The organism is Burkholderia sp. AW49-1 (assembly GCF_053427845.1).
Genome location: NZ_JBSAXF010000001.1, coordinates 941,820 through 959,007 on the forward strand (window position 1 = coordinate 941,820; position 17,188 = coordinate 959,007).

14 protein-coding genes are annotated in these 17,188 nt (G+C 68.9%); 8 read left to right on the forward strand and 6 right to left on the reverse strand.

Annotated features, from left to right (window positions below; genetic code table 11):
• Window positions 1-122: 122 nt before the first annotated feature.
• Window positions 123-1,067 (forward strand): LysR family transcriptional regulator, encoded by a 945-nt coding sequence (locus tag ACV22W_RS04080; protein ID WP_448017886.1) that lies wholly within the window; start codon window positions 123-125, stop codon window positions 1,065-1,067.
• A gap of 63 nt (window positions 1,068-1,130) precedes the next feature.
• Here the strand turns inward: ACV22W_RS04080 and ACV22W_RS04085 are convergent, their stop codons facing one another.
• Window positions 1,131-1,787 carry a TetR/AcrR family transcriptional regulator gene (locus ACV22W_RS04085; RefSeq protein ID WP_059689453.1) on the reverse strand — a complete coding sequence of 219 codons (657 nt, stop codon included), beginning with the start codon at window positions 1,785-1,787 and terminating at the stop codon, window positions 1,131-1,133.
• Between the two features lie 88 nt (window positions 1,788-1,875).
• Between ACV22W_RS04085 and ACV22W_RS04090 the strand changes: the two genes are divergently transcribed.
• From ACV22W_RS04090 to ACV22W_RS04100, 3 genes are read left to right on the forward strand one after another with little or no spacing between them, the layout of a single operon-like run.
• Window positions 1,876-2,778 (forward strand): SDR family NAD(P)-dependent oxidoreductase, encoded by a 903-nt coding sequence (locus tag ACV22W_RS04090; protein WP_448017888.1) that lies wholly within the window; start codon window positions 1,876-1,878, stop codon window positions 2,776-2,778.
• Window positions 2,775-4,337 (forward strand): flavin-containing monooxygenase, encoded by a 1,563-nt coding sequence (locus tag ACV22W_RS04095; RefSeq protein WP_448017890.1) that lies wholly within the window; start codon window positions 2,775-2,777, stop codon window positions 4,335-4,337. The genes ACV22W_RS04090 and ACV22W_RS04095 overlap by 4 nt, the downstream gene beginning before the upstream one ends.
• Before the next feature lie 7 nt (window positions 4,338-4,344).
• A complete protein-coding gene (locus tag ACV22W_RS04100) occupies window positions 4,345-5,331 on the forward strand; it encodes an alpha/beta fold hydrolase (RefSeq protein ID WP_448017891.1) in 987 nt (328 codons plus the stop codon).
• Window positions 5,332-5,371: 40 nt separating this feature from the next.
• Here ACV22W_RS04100 and ACV22W_RS04105 read toward each other — a convergent pair whose 3' ends face one another.
• Entirely contained in the window at window positions 5,372-5,770 is a 399-nt protein-coding gene (locus tag ACV22W_RS04105; RefSeq protein WP_448017892.1) for a carboxymuconolactone decarboxylase family protein, read from the reverse strand.
• 369 nt (window positions 5,771-6,139) lie between these two features.
• On the opposite strand from ACV22W_RS04105, the gene ACV22W_RS04110 reads away from it, so the two are divergent.
• Together ACV22W_RS04110 and ACV22W_RS04115 are read left to right on the forward strand one after the other, a co-directional pair.
• Window positions 6,140-8,200: a collagen-like triple helix repeat-containing protein gene (locus ACV22W_RS04110; protein ID WP_448017894.1), complete on the forward strand. Its 2,061-nt coding sequence runs from the start codon at window positions 6,140-6,142 to the stop codon at window positions 8,198-8,200.
• A gap of 120 nt (window positions 8,201-8,320) precedes the next feature.
• Window positions 8,321-9,604 carry an isoprenylcysteine carboxylmethyltransferase family protein gene (locus tag ACV22W_RS04115; RefSeq protein WP_448017896.1) on the forward strand — a complete coding sequence of 428 codons (1,284 nt, stop codon included), beginning with the start codon at window positions 8,321-8,323 and terminating at the stop codon, window positions 9,602-9,604.
• A 79-nt stretch (window positions 9,605-9,683) separates the two neighbouring features.
• Here the strand turns inward: ACV22W_RS04115 and cml are convergent, their stop codons facing one another.
• Window positions 9,684-10,877, reverse strand: a complete 1,194-nt coding sequence (gene cml, locus ACV22W_RS04120; RefSeq protein ID WP_448017898.1) for a CmlA/FloR family chloramphenicol efflux MFS transporter — start codon at window positions 10,875-10,877, stop codon at window positions 9,684-9,686.
• Between the two features lie 635 nt (window positions 10,878-11,512).
• On the opposite strand from cml, the gene ACV22W_RS04125 reads away from it, so the two are divergent.
• Window positions 11,513-12,190: a histone acetyltransferase gene (locus ACV22W_RS04125; RefSeq protein ID WP_448017900.1), complete on the forward strand. Its 678-nt coding sequence runs from the start codon at window positions 11,513-11,515 to the stop codon at window positions 12,188-12,190.
• A gap of 54 nt (window positions 12,191-12,244) precedes the next feature.
• On the forward strand, window positions 12,245-12,817 hold the full coding sequence (locus tag ACV22W_RS04130; protein WP_448017901.1) for an NADPH-dependent FMN reductase: 573 nt from the start codon (window positions 12,245-12,247) through the stop codon (window positions 12,815-12,817).
• Between the two features lie 36 nt (window positions 12,818-12,853).
• On the opposite strand, the gene ACV22W_RS04135 is transcribed toward ACV22W_RS04130, so the two are convergent.
• The 3 genes from ACV22W_RS04135 to ACV22W_RS04145 are packed head-to-tail and all read right to left on the reverse strand — an operon-like array spanning window position 12,854 to window position 17,181.
• A complete protein-coding gene (locus ACV22W_RS04135; RefSeq protein ID WP_448017903.1) occupies window positions 12,854-13,489 on the reverse strand; it encodes a DUF2894 domain-containing protein in 636 nt (211 codons plus the stop codon).
• Window positions 13,486-14,130, reverse strand: a complete 645-nt coding sequence (locus tag ACV22W_RS04140) for an OmpA family protein (RefSeq protein WP_059531940.1) — start codon at window positions 14,128-14,130, stop codon at window positions 13,486-13,488. Before ACV22W_RS04140 ends, ACV22W_RS04135 begins: the two co-directional genes overlap by 4 nt.
• Window positions 14,131-14,133: 3 nt before the next feature.
• Entirely contained in the window at window positions 14,134-17,181 is a 3,048-nt protein-coding gene (locus tag ACV22W_RS04145) for a DUF802 domain-containing protein (RefSeq protein WP_448017905.1), read from the reverse strand.
• Window positions 17,182-17,188: the final 7 nt, after the last annotated feature.

A 17,188-nucleotide genomic window follows, 5' to 3' on the forward strand; every position in this document is an offset into this window, starting at 1 on the left:
AGGCTCCTGGATCTCGCGCCGCCGGGAATCGGCGACGAACGACCCCAGCGTAACGCTCGCCGTTCGCGTCCAGAAGACGGATAATCGCTGAAACATTATCCGTTTCCATAGGACAATCGACGATGGCCGATCTGCGCGACGTGAACCTGAACCGGCTGGCGATCTTCGTCGCGGTGGTCGATGCCGGCTCGCTGACGGCTGCGGCCGAGCGGCTCGGCCTCGCGAAGACGGTCGTCAGCACGCACATGCAGCGGCTCGAATCCGAGGTCGGCGCGAACCTGCTGGTGCGCACCACGCGGCGGCTGAGCGTGACTGAGGCGGGGCGCGCGTTCTACGACGCATGCCGCAACATCGTGCGCGCGACCGAAAGCGCGCTCGACGCGGTGTCGTCCGACGCGGGGCCGCTGCGCGGCACGCTGCGCGTGAGCGTGCCGATCGACTACGGCGCGCTCGTCGTCGCGCCGGCCGTCGTCGCGCTGCGCGACGCGCATCCGGGGCTCGACGTCGAACTGATCGCGAACGATCGTGTCGTCGATCTCGTCGCGGACAATCTCGACGTCGCGATCCGCATCGGCCGCCTCGCGGATTCGAACTATCGCGCGGTACAGCTCGGCGAATACGAGAAATGGCTGGTCGCGAGCCCGGCGTTCGTCGCGCGGCACGGGCTGCCGCGCGCCCCGGACGCGCTCGCCGCACTGCCGTTCGTGATGCTGTCGACGCTGTCGCGCCCGCATACGCTCGACCTTCACGATGCGAGCGACGGCCATGTGTCGGTGCGCTGCGTCGCACCGGTCGTGTCGAACACGGCGACGGCCTGCCGTGCGATCGCGCTCGCGGGCGGCGGCTTCGGGCTCCTGACGGATTTCTCGATCGCGGAGGACGTCGCGGCCGGCCGGCTCGTCCGGCTGCTGCCCGCATGGCGCTCGGCGCGGGCCGGGATTCACGCGGTGTATCCGTCGACGCGGCTGCCCTCGCCGAAGGTGCGTGCGTTCATCGATGCGATGAAGACGAGGATCGCGGACGCACGGTCAGTGACGCCGGCACGACCGAAACGCTCAAGGGGGTGAAGCGCCGAATGGCTCCGCGACGCAACCGGATGCGAATCGCGCAAATCGGCTCGTCGCCGCTTCCTAGCCCGCTTCCCGCAACGTCCCCAGCAGCACCTTCCTGCAACTCGCGACCATCTGCGCCTCCGGGTCGCGATACCCGGTGAGCAGCCACGCCGCGCCGACGTTCGTCATCGCGCCGACCAGCGCGAGCCCGACGAGCCGCTGCTCGGTGCGCTCGGCTGGCGTCACCGCCTCGCGCGCCGTGCCGATCGCCATGATCAGCTTGCCGAAGTCGATCAGTATCCGCTGGTACGTCATGTCGGTATCCGCGCTCACGCCCATCACCTCGAGCAGCAGCACGCGCGCCGCGCACGGATCGCGCAGGAATCCGAAGAACGCGGCGAGCCCCGCGTCGATGCGCTCGCGCAGATCGCCGCCGCGCTCCGCCACAGCCCGCGCAACCGCGTCGTGCAACTGCTGCGCGTGATGCAGGTAGGTGCAGCGCAGCAGATCCTCGGTACTGTCGAACGCCGCATAGAAATAGCGGTCGTTGAGCTTCGCTTCCTGGCAGATCGACCGCACGGTCGCCTTGCGGAAGCCGACCGTGCCGAACACGCGCGTCGCCGCGCGGATCAGCGCATCGCGCCGCTCGGCGGCCCGCACCTCGGGCGCCACGCCGCCGTACGCCCGGCCCCGTTTTTCCGTTTCGAGTGCTTTCTCCATTTCGCTATTTGACATCAGGACACCCGAAAACTAAAGTGGTGACGAATAACACCACAATAGGCGCGCCGCCGACGCAGCGCAAGCGGAACGGGAGGAACGACGAATGAAGGGTTTTTCCGGCAAGGTCGCCGCGATCACGGGCGCCGGCTCGGGCATGGGCCGCAGCCTCGCGGTCGAGCTCGCGCGGCGCGGCTGCGAGGTTGCGCTCGCCGACGTCGACGAAGTCGGGCTCGCCGGCACGGCGGCCGCGTGCGCGAAGCACGGCGGGCGCACGAGCACGCGGCGGCTCGACGTCGCCGACCGCGATGCGGTGTTCGCGTGGGCCGATTTCGTGCGGGCCGAACACGGCAAGGTCAACCTGGTCTTCAACAACGCGGGCGTGTCGCTGGCCGCGAGCGCCGAGACCGCGCGCATCGCCGATCTCGAATGGATCGTCGGCATCAACTTCTGGGGTGTCGTACACGGCACGCAGGCGTTCCTGCCGCATCTGCGCGCGTCGGGCGACGGGCACGTGATCAACACGTCGAGCCTGTTCGGGCTCGTCGCGATGCCGACGCAGAGCGCGTACAACGCGACCAAATTCGCCGTGCGCGGCTTCACCGAGTCGCTGCGGATGGAGCTCGAACTCGACGGCGCGCCCGTCAGCGCGACCTGCGTGCATCCGGGCGGCGTCGCGACCAACATCGTCGACGCGAGCCGCGTCGACGCCAGCATCCACGCGCTCACGGGCCAGGACGAAGCGACCCACCGCCGTCAGGCGAACCGCCTGATCAACGCGACGACGGCCGACGATGCCGCGCGGCAGATCCTCGCCGGCGTCGAGCGCAACGCGCGCCGCGTGCTGGTCGGCGCCGATGCCCGCCGCCTCGACAAGCTCGCGCGCCTGCTCGGCGCCGGCTACCAGCGGCTCGTGCTGCGCCACGTGCGTCGCGCCCGCGCACGCAATCTCGAACGCATCCATGCGCCGGCCGCGCTCCCGACCACCCCGACCAAGGATCCCGCATGACCTCGACGACGACCGACCGGCGCGACGTGCCGTCCGCCCGCGGCGACAGCCGCGACCTCGACGTGCTGATCGTCGGCGCCGGCCTGTCCGGCATCGGCGCCGCCTATCACCTGAAGCAGCGCTGCCCGCATGCGAGCGTGGCGATCGTCGAGGCGCGCAACGCGATCGGCGGCACCTGGGACCTGTTCCGCTATCCCGGCGTCCGTTCGGATTCCGACATGTTCACGCTCGGCTACAGCTTCCGCCCGTGGCACAGCGACAAGGCGATCTCGGACGGCCAGACGATCCTGGACTACATCCGCGACACCGCGCGCGCGTACGACATCGACCAGACAATCCGCTACGGCCAGAAAGTGGTCGCGGCAGACTGGGATTCGAACCGCGCGCGCTGGACGGTGCACATCGAGCGCACGCGGGACGGCGCGGTCGACACGCTGGTCTACACGTGCCGCTTCCTCTACATGTGCAGCGGCTATTACGACTACGACGGCGGATACCTGCCCGACTGGGCCGGCATGGAATCGTTCGAAGGCCGAATCGTTCATCCGCAGCAATGGCCGAATGACCTGTCGTACGCGAACCGGCGCGTCGTCGTGATCGGCAGCGGCGCGACGGCCGTCACGCTGGTGCCGTCGATGGCGGCCGATGCGAAACACGTGACGATGCTGCAGCGCTCGCCGACCTACATCGTGTCGCTGCCCGCACGCGACAAGATCGCGAACGCGTTGCGCCGCGTGCTGCCGTCGAGCCTCGCGCACCGGATCGTTCGCATGAAGAACGTACTGCTGACGATGTACCTGTACAACGTGTCGCGCCGCAAGCCCGAGCAGACGAAACGATTCATCATCCGCGCGGCCGGCAAGCAGCTCGGCCCCGACTTCGACGTCGCGAAGCATCTGACGCCGCGCTACATGCCGTGGGACCAGCGCGTGTGTCTCGTGCCGAACGGCGACCTGTTCAAGTCGATCCGCGCGGGCCGAGCCGCGATCGTCACCGACGAGATCGAGCGCTTCACGCCGACCGGCCTGAAACTGAAGAGCGGCCAGCAGCTCGACGCGGACGTGATCGTCACCGCGACGGGACTGAAGGTGAAGATGCTCGGCGGCGCGCGCGTCACGGTCGACGGCCGCGCGGTCGATCTGCCGCAGACCGTGTCTTACAAGGGAATGATGTACAGCGACGTGCCGAACCTCGCGTCGTCGTTCGGTTACACGAACGCATCGTGGACGCTGAAGGCCGAGCTGATCGCACACTACGTGTGCCGGCTGCTCAACCACATGCGCGCGAACGGCTACGACACCTGCGTGCCGCGGCTCGGCGCGGGTGATCTCGGCGACGTGCCGGCGGTGAACCTGAGCTCGGGCTACATCCAGCGCGCGGCCGGCATCCTGCCGAAGCAGGGGCATCGCAAGCCCTGGAAATTCCATCAGAACTACGTGCTCGATCTCGCGTCGCTGAAGTTCAGCGGGCTCGCCGATTCGGCGATGCAGTTCGAACGCCGCGCGAAAGCCGGCCCGGCCGCCGCGCCGGTCGCCGACCCCATACTCGAAACCCGTTGAGGCCGACATGAGCCATACGCTCCACCTGATCCAGAACGTGCTGATCGGCGTCGTCGCGGTGCTCGCCGCGCTTGCGCTGTTCTCCGGCTACGTCGCGCGCCGCGTGACGCGCGCGTTTCCGCCGGAGGGCCGCTTCGTCGACATCGGCGGCGACCACATCCATTACGTCGAATACGGCAGCGGCCCGCCGCTCGTGTTCGTGCACGGCCTCGCCGGGCAATGGCGCAACTTCGCGTACCTGCCGCTCACGCGGCTCGCGCAGCACCATCGCGTGATTCTCGTCGACCGGCCCGGCGCCGGCCGCTCGCTGCGCGGCGCCGGTTCGCAGGCGAACGTGTTCGCGCAGGCCCGCACGATCGCCGCGTTCATCGATGCGCTGAAGCTCGATCGGCCCGTACTCGTCGGCCACTCGCTCGGCGGCGCGATCGCGCTCGCGGTCGGTCTCAACCACCCGGAGCGCGTGAGCCGGCTTGCGCTGATCGCGCCGCTGTCGCACGAGCAGACCGAGCCGCCGGCGCCGTTCAAGCCGCTGATGCTGCCGTCGCCGCTGGTGCGCCGCTTCGTGTCGTGGACCTTCGCGATCCCGCTGACGATCCTGACCGGCCGCAAGGCCGTGAGCCAGGTGTTCGCGCCGGAAGCCGTGCCGCGCGACTTCCCGGTGAAGGGCGGTGGGCTGCTCGGGATGCGGCCGCACGTGTTCTACGCAACGGCGACGGACCTGCTGTCGGCGCCCGTCGACCTCCCCGCGATGGAGCGTCGCTACGCGGACCTCGCGTTGCCGGTCGACGTGCTGTACGGTCGCGCCGATCCGATCCTGAACTGGCGTACGCACGGCGAGGCGCTCGCGCAGAAGTCGGCGCGCGTGCGGCTGAAAGTCGTCGAAGGCGGCCATATGCTGCCGGTCACGATTCCGGACGCGACGGCGGACTGGCTGCTCGAAGTCGCCGCCGCGCCGGTCGAGGCGCCAACGCAAGGCGCGCACGTCGCGCATTGATCCGCCGCGGGCCTGCCGGCCGCGATGCGTCGCGTGCCGGTCAGGCTTCGTCGTCGGGCAGCGACAGCCCGAGCTCCGTCATGACCTCTCGCGCGCTGCGGAACGCCTCGACCGCTGCCGGCGCGCCCGCGTACAGCGCGCTGTGCAGCAGCACCTCGCGGATCTCGACGAGGCTCGCGCCGTTGTTGAGGGCGCCACGCACGTGGCCCTTCAGTTCCGAGCCGCGGCCGAGCGCGGCCAGCATCGCGCAGGTACAAAGGCTGCGCGTCTTCAGGTCGATCCCGCCGCGCTGCCACGTGCTGCCCCACGCGTGCTCGTTCAGCCAGTTCTGCAACGGACGCGAAAAACCGTCGAGGTCGCGCATCGCACGCTCGACGAACGCCTCGCCCATCACCTCGGTGCGGCGCGCCTTCCCCTGTTCCCTGTCCTGTTCGCTCATGTCGTGTCCTGTCTGAAGTCGTGGCCGCTTCGGCGTTGCCCGCGGCCGGGTGGGTCCGCTTCATGTTCGAGGCACGCGGGCGTTTCGTCAAAGACCGTGTCCTCGGGTCGTGGCCAGCCGCGTCACACGCGCAACGTCGGGTCGAACGCTACGTAACATCCGGCGCGGCGTTACGGTTCCTTACGGGAACATCACGGCGAGGGCGCCGGCACGTCCGGCGCCTCCGTCTCGCGAAACCGCCATTCGTCCGTTTAAATCGCGCCGATATTCCCGATTCCCGCAACAAAGCGCTGACGCGTTTCGCGAAAGGTGTCATGGCGCGGAATTTGCAGTAATGGCCCGGACACAACTTCCAATGTCGAGGCCTCCATGCACCATTACTTAAAGAAGTCGGCGGTATCGCTGGCCGTCCTGTCGCTGCTCTCACTGTACGGCTGCGGCTCGGTCGACGGACCGGTCACGCCGTCGATCAAGCCGAACTCGTCGGGTACGTCCGGCACTTCGGGGACTTCAGGGACGTCGGGCGGCGGTTCGTCGGGCACTTCCGGTTCGTCGGGCACTTCCGGCACGTCGGGTACTTCCGGTACCTCGGGCACCTCCGGTACGTCGGGCACCTCTGGCACGTCGGGTACTTCCGGTACCTCGGGTACTTCCGGTACGTCGGGCACTTCCGGTACCTCGGGCACTTCCGGTACGTCGGGCACTTCCGGTACCTCGGGTACCTCCGGCACGTCGGGCACTTCCGGTACGTCGGGCACTTCCGGTACCTCGGGCACTTCCGGTACCTCGGGCACTTCCGGTACGTCGGGCACTTCCGGTACCTCGGGTACCTCCGGCACGTCGGGCACTTCCGGTACCTCGGGCACTTCCGGTACGTCGGGCACTTCCGGTACCTCGGGTACCTCCGGCACGTCGGGCACGTCAGGCACTTCCGGTACCTCGGGTACCTCCGGCACGTCGGGCACGTCAGGCACTTCCGGTACCTCGGGTACCTCCGGCACGTCGGGCACTTCCGGTACCTCGGGTACCTCGGGTACCTCGGGTACCTCCGGCACCTCCGGCACATCCGGCACCAACGTCACCCCGCTCGGCAACGTCCTCCAGCAAACCGGCACGCTCGTTACGGCACTCGGCACGACGGTCGCGAACGGCGGCTCGCAGATCGGCGGCGTGCAAGTTCCGGGCACGAACCCGACGACGGCCACCAGCATCGGCAACGCGGTCACCAGCCTCGGCAACGGCGTGCAGTCGCTCGGCAACGGCGTCGCGGCCGGCCTCGGCTCGATCGGCGTGTCGCCGAACCCGCTCGGCCCGACGCTCACGTCGACCACCGGCCTGCTGACCGGCGCCGGCAGCGCGGTCAACAACCTCGGCAATGCGGTGACGAGCCTCGGCGCCGGTCCGCTGTCGCCGCTCGCGCCGGCGACGACCCTGGTCGGTAGTCTGGTCAACACGGTCGGCACCGCAGTCAACTCGACCGCATCGGCGCTGAACACCGCGCTCAACAGCGCGCCGGTCCAGCAACTCGAGACGCAGCTCGGCAGCGTGATCAACCCGATCACGAACACGCTGACCGGCGGCGTCACGACGCCTGGCGCCACGCAGATGCTCGGCGGCGCAACCATGCTCGGCGCCCCGCTCAGCGGCCTGCTGAACACGCTCGGCAGCGGCCTCGGGCTCGCCGGTACGCAGGTCGGCAACGCGACCGGCAACCCGGTCGGCACGAGCGCCGGCAGCAGCGTGTCGCAGCTCGGCAACACTGTGTCGTCGGCTGGCGGCCTGCTGTCCGGCGGCAGCTCCAGCAGCGGCACCAACCCGCTCGCGCCGATCACCGGTCTGCTCGGTACGCTGACGGGCGGGCTCGGCGGCGGCAGCAGCTCGAGCGGCTCCGGCGGTACCAGCGGTACCAGCGGGACGAGCGGCACCAGCGGCACCAGCGGCGGCCCGCTCGCGCCGATCACGGCCCTCCTCGGCACGGTGACGGGCGCGCTCGGCGGTCTCGGTTCGAGCGGTACGGGCGGCACCAGCGGCACCAGCGGCACGAGCGGTACCAGCGGCTCGGGCATCGGCGGTCTGCTTGCACCGGTCACCGGCCTCGTCAACTCGCTGACGCCGCTTGACGCAAGCCTCACCGGCACGGTCACGACACCGGGCGGCAACCTGACCGGCAACCTCGGCGGTGCGCTGACGAGCGGCCCGGTCGGCACGCTGACGGGCTCGCTGACCTCGCCGGCCGGCGCGCTCGGTGCGCTCGGCACGGCCAGCCCGGGCGGCGCGGCCGGCACGGTGACGACGCCGTCCGGCAGCGGCACCGTCACGGCCGGCCTCACCGGCAGTTCGAACGGCACCACCACGGCTGGCGCGACCAACCTGCTGGCACCGGTGACGAACCTGCTCGGCGGTCTGCTCGGCGCCGTTCCGAAGAAGTAACGCTTCACCTATCAGAACCACAGGCCAGTGGCCGGGCACATACCAATCCAAAGCCCGGCCGACGGCCGGCGCTACCCGCCAGGCGGGGGCGCCGGCCCTCATCCCGACGAGGATCCGATCATGAATTCCACGCTCGACGGCATCGCCGCGGTCCAGGACCGCCCGCCCCGTTCCGCCACGCCATTCCGCGCGGGCCTGCTCGGCATCGCGGCCGGCCTCTTCGCGCTGTGGATCACGCGCGACCAGCCGAACTTCGACGCGGCCGCGCGCGCGGTCATCGCGAGCCTCGCGATCATCGGCACGATCGCGCTGCACGAAATCTTCATCTCGCGCGTCTACCTGCGCCCGAGCGCGGGACTGTCGCGGCAGGCCGTGCGCCCGCTCGGGCTCGCTCGCGTCGCGACGCGGCTCGGCGCGCTGACGTCGATCTACGCCGGCATCGGCATGATCTACTGGCTGCTGCCCGAATATCACGGCGCGTTCTACCTGCCGTTCTGGTCGCTGCTGCGCTCGCTCGCGCCGTACGTGATCGTCGCCGCGCCGTTCTACTTCGCGTGGATGGATCGCCACCAGCGCGAAACCGACGACGCATACCTGCTGTGGGGCCGCTACCTGTTTCGCCGCGAGAAGCCCGCGAGCTGGCAGCCCGTGCGCGAGATGCTCGCCGGCTGGGGCGTGAAGGCGTTCTTCCTGCCGCTGATGACCGTCTACCTGTCGAAGGATGCCGATCACCTGAGTGCATCGCTTGCGAACGCGGTGCACGCGCCGATGACGCTCGCGACGTTCGTATTCCTGTACGACCTGTCGTTCACGATGGACCTGATGTTCGGTACCGTCGGCTATCTGTGCACGTTCCGCATCCTCGACAGCCACGTGCGCACCGTCGAGCCGACCACGCTCGGCTGGGTCGCCGCGCTGATGTGCTACCAGCCGTTCTGGTCGCTGATCTCGAACAACTACATCCGCTACGAAGGCTCGCTGTTCTGGGACAACTGGCTGCTGTCCGCGCCGACGCTGCGCGTGATCTGGGGTGCGGCGATCATCCTGCTGCTGATGACCTACGCGCTGTCGACGATCTCGTTCGGGCTGCGTTTCTCGAACCTCACGAACCGCGGGATCATCACGTCGGGCCCGTATCGTTTCACGAAGCATCCGGCGTACATCACGAAGAATCTGTCGTACTGGATGGTGTCTGTGCCGTTCGTCGAACCGCTCGGGTGGAAGGTCGCACTCATGCACTGCGCGGGGCTCGTCGCGGTCAATCTGATTTACTACACGCGGGCGAAGACGGAGGAGCGTCATTTGATGCGGGATCCTGACTATCGTGCTTATGCGGAGTGGATCGCGCAGCGTGGGTTGTTCGCGCGGATCAGGCAGGCGTTCGGGGCGCGGCAGGCGGTGTGAGGCGGCGACGGGCAGCCGGACAGCCGACGCACGTGCCGTGCCATCGCATCGTCGGCTGCCGTCGAGCCGCCCGGCCGGCTCAGCCGCTGCGTCGCTTCAACACGGCGATTGCCACGCAGCACGCCGCCGACATGACCAGGCAGAAGGCCACCAACGGCCACGGCGTATCTCCCGGCAGCACCAGGATCGATAACGTACCGGCGCCGCCGGCGATCAAGCTCTGGACGCAGTAATACAGCGCGACTGCCGTGCCGGCGACATCGTCGAAATCCCGAAGCGCGCCGTTCGCGGTCACCGACGACATCAGGACGATACCGACCGCGACGATCCACATCGGCGTCACGAACGCGACGAACGACGGCGGCATCAGGAACGTGCCCGCCGCCAGCGCGATTGCGCCTGCCATCATGACGACGGCGCCCCGGACGAAGCAGCCCCGCACGCCCCAGTTCAACACGAACCGCCGCGCGAAGCGGGCGACAACGATCATGACGAGCGCAACCGACGCGAAAGCCGCGCTGAATTCCGGGCGGGTCAAGCCGGCACGGTCGATCAGCACGCGCGGCGCGATCGAGAAGAACACGAAAAACGCGCCCATCGCGGTACCGAAGCCGAATGCATGGACGACGAAGGACGGATTGCACAGGATCGACACGACGGACCGCAACGACCCATGCTGCGTCCGCGTTCGCGTTTCGTGCCATCGCGACCACGCGCGGCCGGCCGCCATGCAACCGGCCACGCCGAGCGTCACGAAGATCGCACGCCATCCGAAGCCTTGCGCGATACCCGCACCGAGCATCGGCCCAAGCGCGGGCACGAATGCCAGGATTGCGCCGAACTGGCTGTATATCGTGGCGCCCTCGGGGCGATCGGCATAGACGTCGCGCACCGTCGCGAAGGTCGCCACGAGGGCCGCGGACGCACCGGCTGCCTGCAGCGCGCGCAGCGCGACGAATACGTCCCCGCTGCTTGCGATCGCGAGCGCCAGGGACGCTGCCGAAAAAAGCAGCGCGCCGCCCAGCACCACCGGCCGCCTGCCGAAACGATCGGACAACGGCCCGAACACCACCTGCCCGAGCCCGAGGACGACCATGTAGACGCTCAGCGTCAACTGAACCGTCGCGGGCGACGCATGCAGCGCTGCCGGCATGTCGGGAATCACCGGCAGATAGACGTCCATTGCCAGCGACGCGAGGAGATCGAAAGGGACCATCAGCAACAATGCCGACGGCAATGAGAAGGCCCATGCGGGCTTGGATTGATCAGGCATGACGAGGCATCCGCTCAGAAAGGACATTCCGGCGGCAATCAGCCTGCAGACTCAGTGACGAGAGGAGATCGCCGCAACAACCGGGTCAAGAAGGTCGTTGCGGCTTAGCGATCCGTGGACGGGCCCGCTCCCATGGTCAGATCCTGGTGAAGTTCGTTTGCCGTGAAGTGTATGTGATTTTGAGACAAACCCCGACAAGCGACGTCGACACGCGCCCCCATTGCGACCAATTGTCGCGAAACACCCCGATTCCCCGCGTTTCGTCGCTTTTCTCCCGCAGTCCGATTGCCCGCCCGGTGTCCGTCGCGTATGGTGCTGACCGTCCGTGCGCCTGCCGCCCGGACCTCCGACCGTCGTCCCGCACGACGGCCGCGCGGGCCGTACCCGCCATCACCGTCTCCGCGGCACCGCCTTCGGCGCCGCGCGTTCATGAGGAGAGAGGCGTGATCCACAAAGTCCTGATCCTGTTCGCACTCTGCATCGCGGGCCTCGCCGCGATCGCCGCCGGTTTCCAGCACATCCCCAGCTGATTCGCGGCCCCGGCTCGCTCGCCGAGCCCGGGGGCCGCTGCCATTTCCTTTCCCCGTTTGCGATGAACCCCTTTCTCGATGCGCCCGGGACGGGCGCCTTTTGCCATGCGTATCGACGTACAGCATTCCCAGCACGACATCGACGATGAACTCGACACGCTCTACGCGCGTCTGCACCAGCCGGGCCATCGCCTGCACGGCCTGCCGGCCGTCGCGCTCGGCGACTCGGGCCTGATCGTCCGCCACCGCAAGGCCGACGGCGAATACTTCCTTTACGTTGAGGATCCATCGGCCCGGCAGCTCGCCGGCTACACGATCTTCAACCGGCTCCCCGAACTGCCGCGCCGCGCGGACCGCTACCTGCGCGCGCCACACACGCGGCTGCGCGGGTCCGCGCAACGCAAGGGGCTCGCGACGACGCTGTATCGATGGGGCCTCGACGCGGGCCTGTGCCTGATCAGCGGCGCGCGTCAGTCGATCGGCGCGGCGCAGCTCTGGACCGCGCTCGCGCACGACTACCGGCACGGCTTCGTCGACGTCGAAGGCCGCGCGCTGCGCTATCTCGGCGAGGCCGTCGCGGACGACGTGCACGGTGCGCTGCATACGCGCCGGCTGTTGCTCGGCAACGGATGGACACTCGGCGACCTGGCGCGCGTAACCGGGATGATCGATACGCTCGCCGTGGGACGTCAGGACGTGAAGTTTCCGCGGGAAGGACGCGAGTGGCATCGCCTGCACCGCGTCGCGAACGCGCGCCACGTCGCTCACGCACCGATGCGATAATCCGTCGGATTCGCGCGGCGTCGCCGCGCAAGCCACCCTCCCCGACGCTTCTTGATGGCTACCGAACCCCGAACCGATTCCGAACGCCGCATCGACATCGTCGCGCTGTGCGGCAGCCTTCGCGCGCAGTCGTACAACGCGGCGCTGCTGGACGCAGCCGCACGCGTCGCGCCGCGCGGGATGCGCATCACGCGTTTCGATCGTCTCGGCGAGTTTCCGCTGTTCAATCCCGATACCGAATATCCGTCGCCGGCCGCGGTGCGCGACCTGATCGAGCAGTTGAACGCCGCGGACGGCGTGCTGATCGCGAGCCCGGAATACGCGCACGGCGTGACGGGCGTGATGAAGAACGCGCTGGACTGGGTCGTGGGATGCGAAGCCATGGTGTACAAGCCGGTCGCGGTATTGAACGCGTCGCCGCGCGCGACGCATGCGGACGCGGCGCTGCGCGAAACGCTGTCGGTGATGTCGGCGTGCATCGTCGAGCGCGCGTCGATCACGTTGCCGATCCTCGGCAGCCAGCTCGACGCGGCGGGCATCGCCGCGCATCCGCCGTTCGCGTCGGCGCTGACCGACGCGTTGCACGCGCTGCGCGCGGCGATCGACGCGCAGGCGCCGGGTCGCTAGACGACAACCCGCGCGGCGGCCGGCCGAGGTCGTGTGTTATCGCGCCTTGGCGCGCGTGGTCTTCCTCGCGGGTTTCGTCGGCTTCGCGACCTTCGCGCGCGGTGCTTCCTTCTCGGGCTGAGCGCCGCCGCCAGCGAGATCCTCGAGCCACGCCAGCGCATCGATGTACGACATGAATTGCTGCAGGTATTCCGGCGACAATTCGCGCATCGTCGCGAGCGACCGATGCACGAGGCTGTTCGAATTGAGCGGCCCCGCGTTGCGCGGCACCTGGTCGAGCGACTGGCGATACTGCTGTTCGGTGCGGACCTTCGACCACGTCGTGCGGAAGTAGTCGATCAGTTCGGGATCGATCCCGCTTCGATCGGCCTGCGCATCGCGCGCGAGCTGCTCGACGAGCCCGCCGAGCAGGCCGCGCGCGGGCGCCAAGGCGGCGGCTTGCGCGGTCTCGCTCGCGGCTGCCGTCTCACCGGCTCGCGCGACGATCGCCGCAAACCCTTCCAGCAGCGTCGCGAGCCGCGCATCGAGCAACGCGCGCGCGTCGCCGTCGAGCGCGGCCGCGCGCTTTTCCAGCGCGTCGAGCCGATGGAAGCGCACCGGATCCAGCCGGTCGGCGCCCTGCTCGCGCCACGCGTCGAGCGTCGCGCGCACGTGCGTCGCGTCGTCCGTCACTTCGCCTTCCCTCCGCTCGATGCGGTCTTGCGCGGCACCGGCGCGATCTCCACGCGGCGGTTCTTGGCGCGGCCTTCATCGTCCGCATTCGAGCTGACCGGCTGCTCGGAGCCGAACGCGGCCGCGAACACCGACGGCGCCGGCACGCCGGCGTCGATCAGCGCACGCGTGACCGTCAGCGCGCGCTTGGCCGACAGTTCCCAGTTGTCCGCGAACTGGCGGTTGCCGGCGCGCACCTGCTGGTCGTCGGCGAAGCCGCTGATCATCAGGATCTCGTCGCGCGTCTTCAGGTACGCGGCCAGCGGAGCGGCGAGCGTCTTCAGCAGATCGCGGCCCTCGGGTTGCAGCTGGTCGGAGTTCAGCGCGAACAGCACGTTGCCGCTGATGCCGATGCGTCCGTTCACGAGCGTCACGCGGCCGGCCGCGAGCGGCCCGGCGAGCGCCTCTTCGAGCGACTTGCGCTGCTGCGCTTCCTGCTGGCGCGCACGCACGGCTTCCTCGAGCTTCGACGTGAGTTGCAGCTGCATGCCGATCACGCCGACGAGGATCAGCACGAATGCACCGAGCAGCACCGACATCAGGTCGGCGAACGCGGGCCACACCGGCGCGGAAGGCGCGCCGTCGTCGATTTCGTCGTGCATGCGTTACGCTCCGACCGATGCCCGCCGACCGGCGATCTGCTGCAGGTCCTCGACGATCTGCTTCTGCGACATCATGCTCAGGTCGATCACCTCGCGCGCCTGCGCGACGTAGTACTCGAGCTGCTCGTCGCTGCGCGCGAGCGATTTCTCGAGCGCGGCCTCGATACGCTGCAGGTGGTTCAGCAGCTTGTCGTTCGATTCGCCGAACACCTGCACGGCCGCACCGAATGCATCGCCGAGGCTCGCGACCTCGACCGCCCCCGCCGTGACCTGCGCGGCCACCGAATCGAGCTTGCGCGTTTCGGCATCGACGGTGTCGTTGAAGCGCGCGCCGACGCGGTCGAGCAGGTCGGCCGTCGTGCTGACGAGCGCGTCGATCGCGGTGCGCTGCTCGGTCGACGCGTGGTTGACCGTGCCGAGCAGCGTTTCGAGCGTCGCGAGCAGGCGGCTGCGCTCCTCGAGCATCGCGGTGTCGCGCACCATGCTGTCGGACAGGCGCTGGCGCAGTTCCGCGACGACGTCGGCCGCGGCCTTCGGTGCTTCGGATGCGGCCTGCACGAGGCGCGAGATTTCGTTGATCGTGTCGCTCGCGTGCACCTGCGCCTGGGCCGTGATGTCGTTCGCGGTGCGGGTCAGCGTGTCGCAGATGTCCTGCTGGCGCGTCGCGGCCTGTGCGCTCGTGCGCGCCCATTCGTCGCGCAGCGCGGCGGCCATGGCAGCGAGCGAGTCGTTCCATGCGGTCAGGCGTGCTTCGTCGCGTGCGGCCAGTTGCGTTTGCAGGCTCGCGTGCGATTCGCGAATCGTCGACAGCAGGTCGTTCGACCGTTGTTCGAACGTGGACGCTTGTGCCGTCAGATCACGCGTCGTTTGCGCGAGCGCGTCGCAGATTTCCTGCTGACGGCCCGCGCTGTGCACGCCCGCACGTTGCCATTCGTCGCCGAGCTTCGTCGCCATCGCAGCCAGCGAATCGTTCCATGCCGCCAGACGTTCTTCGTCACGCGCGGCCAGTTGCGTTTGCAGGCCCGTGTGCGATTCGCGAATCGTCGACAGCAGGTCGTTCGACCGTTGTTCGAACGTGGACGCTTGTGCCGTCAGATCACGCGTCGTTTGCGCGAGCGCGTCGCAGATTTCCTGCTGACGGCCCGCGCTGTGCACGCCCGCACGTTGCCATTCGTCGCCGAGCTTCGTCGCCATCGCAGCCAGCGAATCGTTCCATGCCGCCAGACGTTCTTCGTCACGCGCGGCCAGTTGCGTTTGCAGGCCCGTGTGCGATTCGCGAATCGTCGACAGCAGGTCGTTCGACCGTTGTTCGAACGTGGACGCTTGTGCCGTCAGATCACGCGTCGTTTGCGCGAGCGCGTCGCAGATTTCCTGCTGACGGCCTGCGCTGTGCACGCCCGCACGTTGCCATTCGTCGCCGAGCTTCGTCGCCATCGCAGCCAGCGAATCGTTCCATGCCGCCAGACGTTCTTCGTCACGCGCGGCCAGTTGCGCTTGCAGGCCCGTGTGCGAATCGCGAATCGTCGCAAGCAGGTCGGTCGAACGTTGTTCGAACGTGGATGCTTGCGCGGTCAGTTCGCGCGTGGTTTGTGCGAGCGCATCGCAGATTTCCTGCTGACGGCCCGCGCTGTGCGCGCCCGCGCGCTGCCATTCGTCGCCGAGCTTCTCGGCCATCGCGGCCAGCGACGCATTCCACGCCGACAGGCGTTCCTCGTCGCGCGCGGCCAGTTGCGTTTGCAGCCCCGCATGCGACTCGCGCATCGCGGCAAGCGCCGCGCCCGAATGCCGCTCGAACGTCGCGGCGGCTTCGCCGAGCGCCTGCGCATGCTGGCCGGCCAGCGTCTCGCCGACCTGCTCCTGCCGCGCGAGCGCGTCGCGCCATGCGTCGGACAGCCGGCTTTCGGTCGATTCGAGGCGCGTCGCGACGCCGTCGAGCAGGTCCGTCGAACGCTGCGCGAAGGTGTCGGTGAACTGGCCGAGCGTCGTTTGCAGCTGCTGCGCAACGGCATCGCCCGCGCGGCGCTGCTCGTCGAGCGCGCGATTCCAGACGGCCGTCACGTTCCCGGTGGTCTTCTCGAAACCGTCGGTCAGCCCGTCGAGCTGACGCTGCACGGCGCCCGTCACGGTGTCGCGCAGCGCGGCCATTTCCTGCGCGAGCCCCGCCATCGTCGCCGCGACGACCGGCTGCAGCGCGGCACCGGCCACGCGCGCGCTCTCGGCGGCGCTTTCCTTCAGCGCGTCGCCGACGTTCGATGCCAGGCCGGCATACGCGCGCTCGGTCCGATCGAAGAACGCCTGCTGGCTTTCGATCTGGCGATCGTGCATCGCGACGCTGCGCGCCTCGAGCGTCGTCATCATCGTCTGCAGCCGGTCGACCAGCGCCGGCATCACGTCGGCCTGGCGCTGCAGCAGCCGGAACGATTCGTCGCGCTGGTGCGCGGACGAATGCACGCGCAGCGTCGTCGCGATCTTCGCGTCGAGCTGCTGGCCCGCGTCGAGCCGTTCGCGGCGCACGAGCGCGGACAGGAGGCCGAGCATCGCGGACGTCGCGACACCCGCGATCGACGTGCCGAACGCGAAGCCGAGGCCCTTCACCGGCGCGATCAGCGACGCGCGGATCGCGTCGAGGTCGGTCGCGCTTTCGAGCGCGGCGCCCGTGCCCTTCAACGTCACGACCATCCCGAGCAGCGTGCCGAGCATGCCGAGCAGCACGAGCAGGCCGACCAGATACGGCGTGAGCGACGGGCCCGGCAGCGCGACGCGCGCACCTTCGACGCGTGCCCGCACGGCACCGCGCAGGCCCGGGGGCAGCGTATCGAGCCACGTGTCGAGCTTCGCCGGCGGTTCGGTCAGGCCGGCCACCGCGCGCGACAGCGCGGCGGTGGCTTGCCGGTAGCGCCGCAGTTCCCACGCACCGGCGACGTAGCACGCGCCGATCAGCAGCGTGACGGCCGTCGCGAGCGGGTTCGACGCGACATAGCCGACGCCGATCCAGCACACTGCGAGCAGACCGGCGATGAAGACAACGAGATCAAGACGAATTCTGGACATAGCGTAG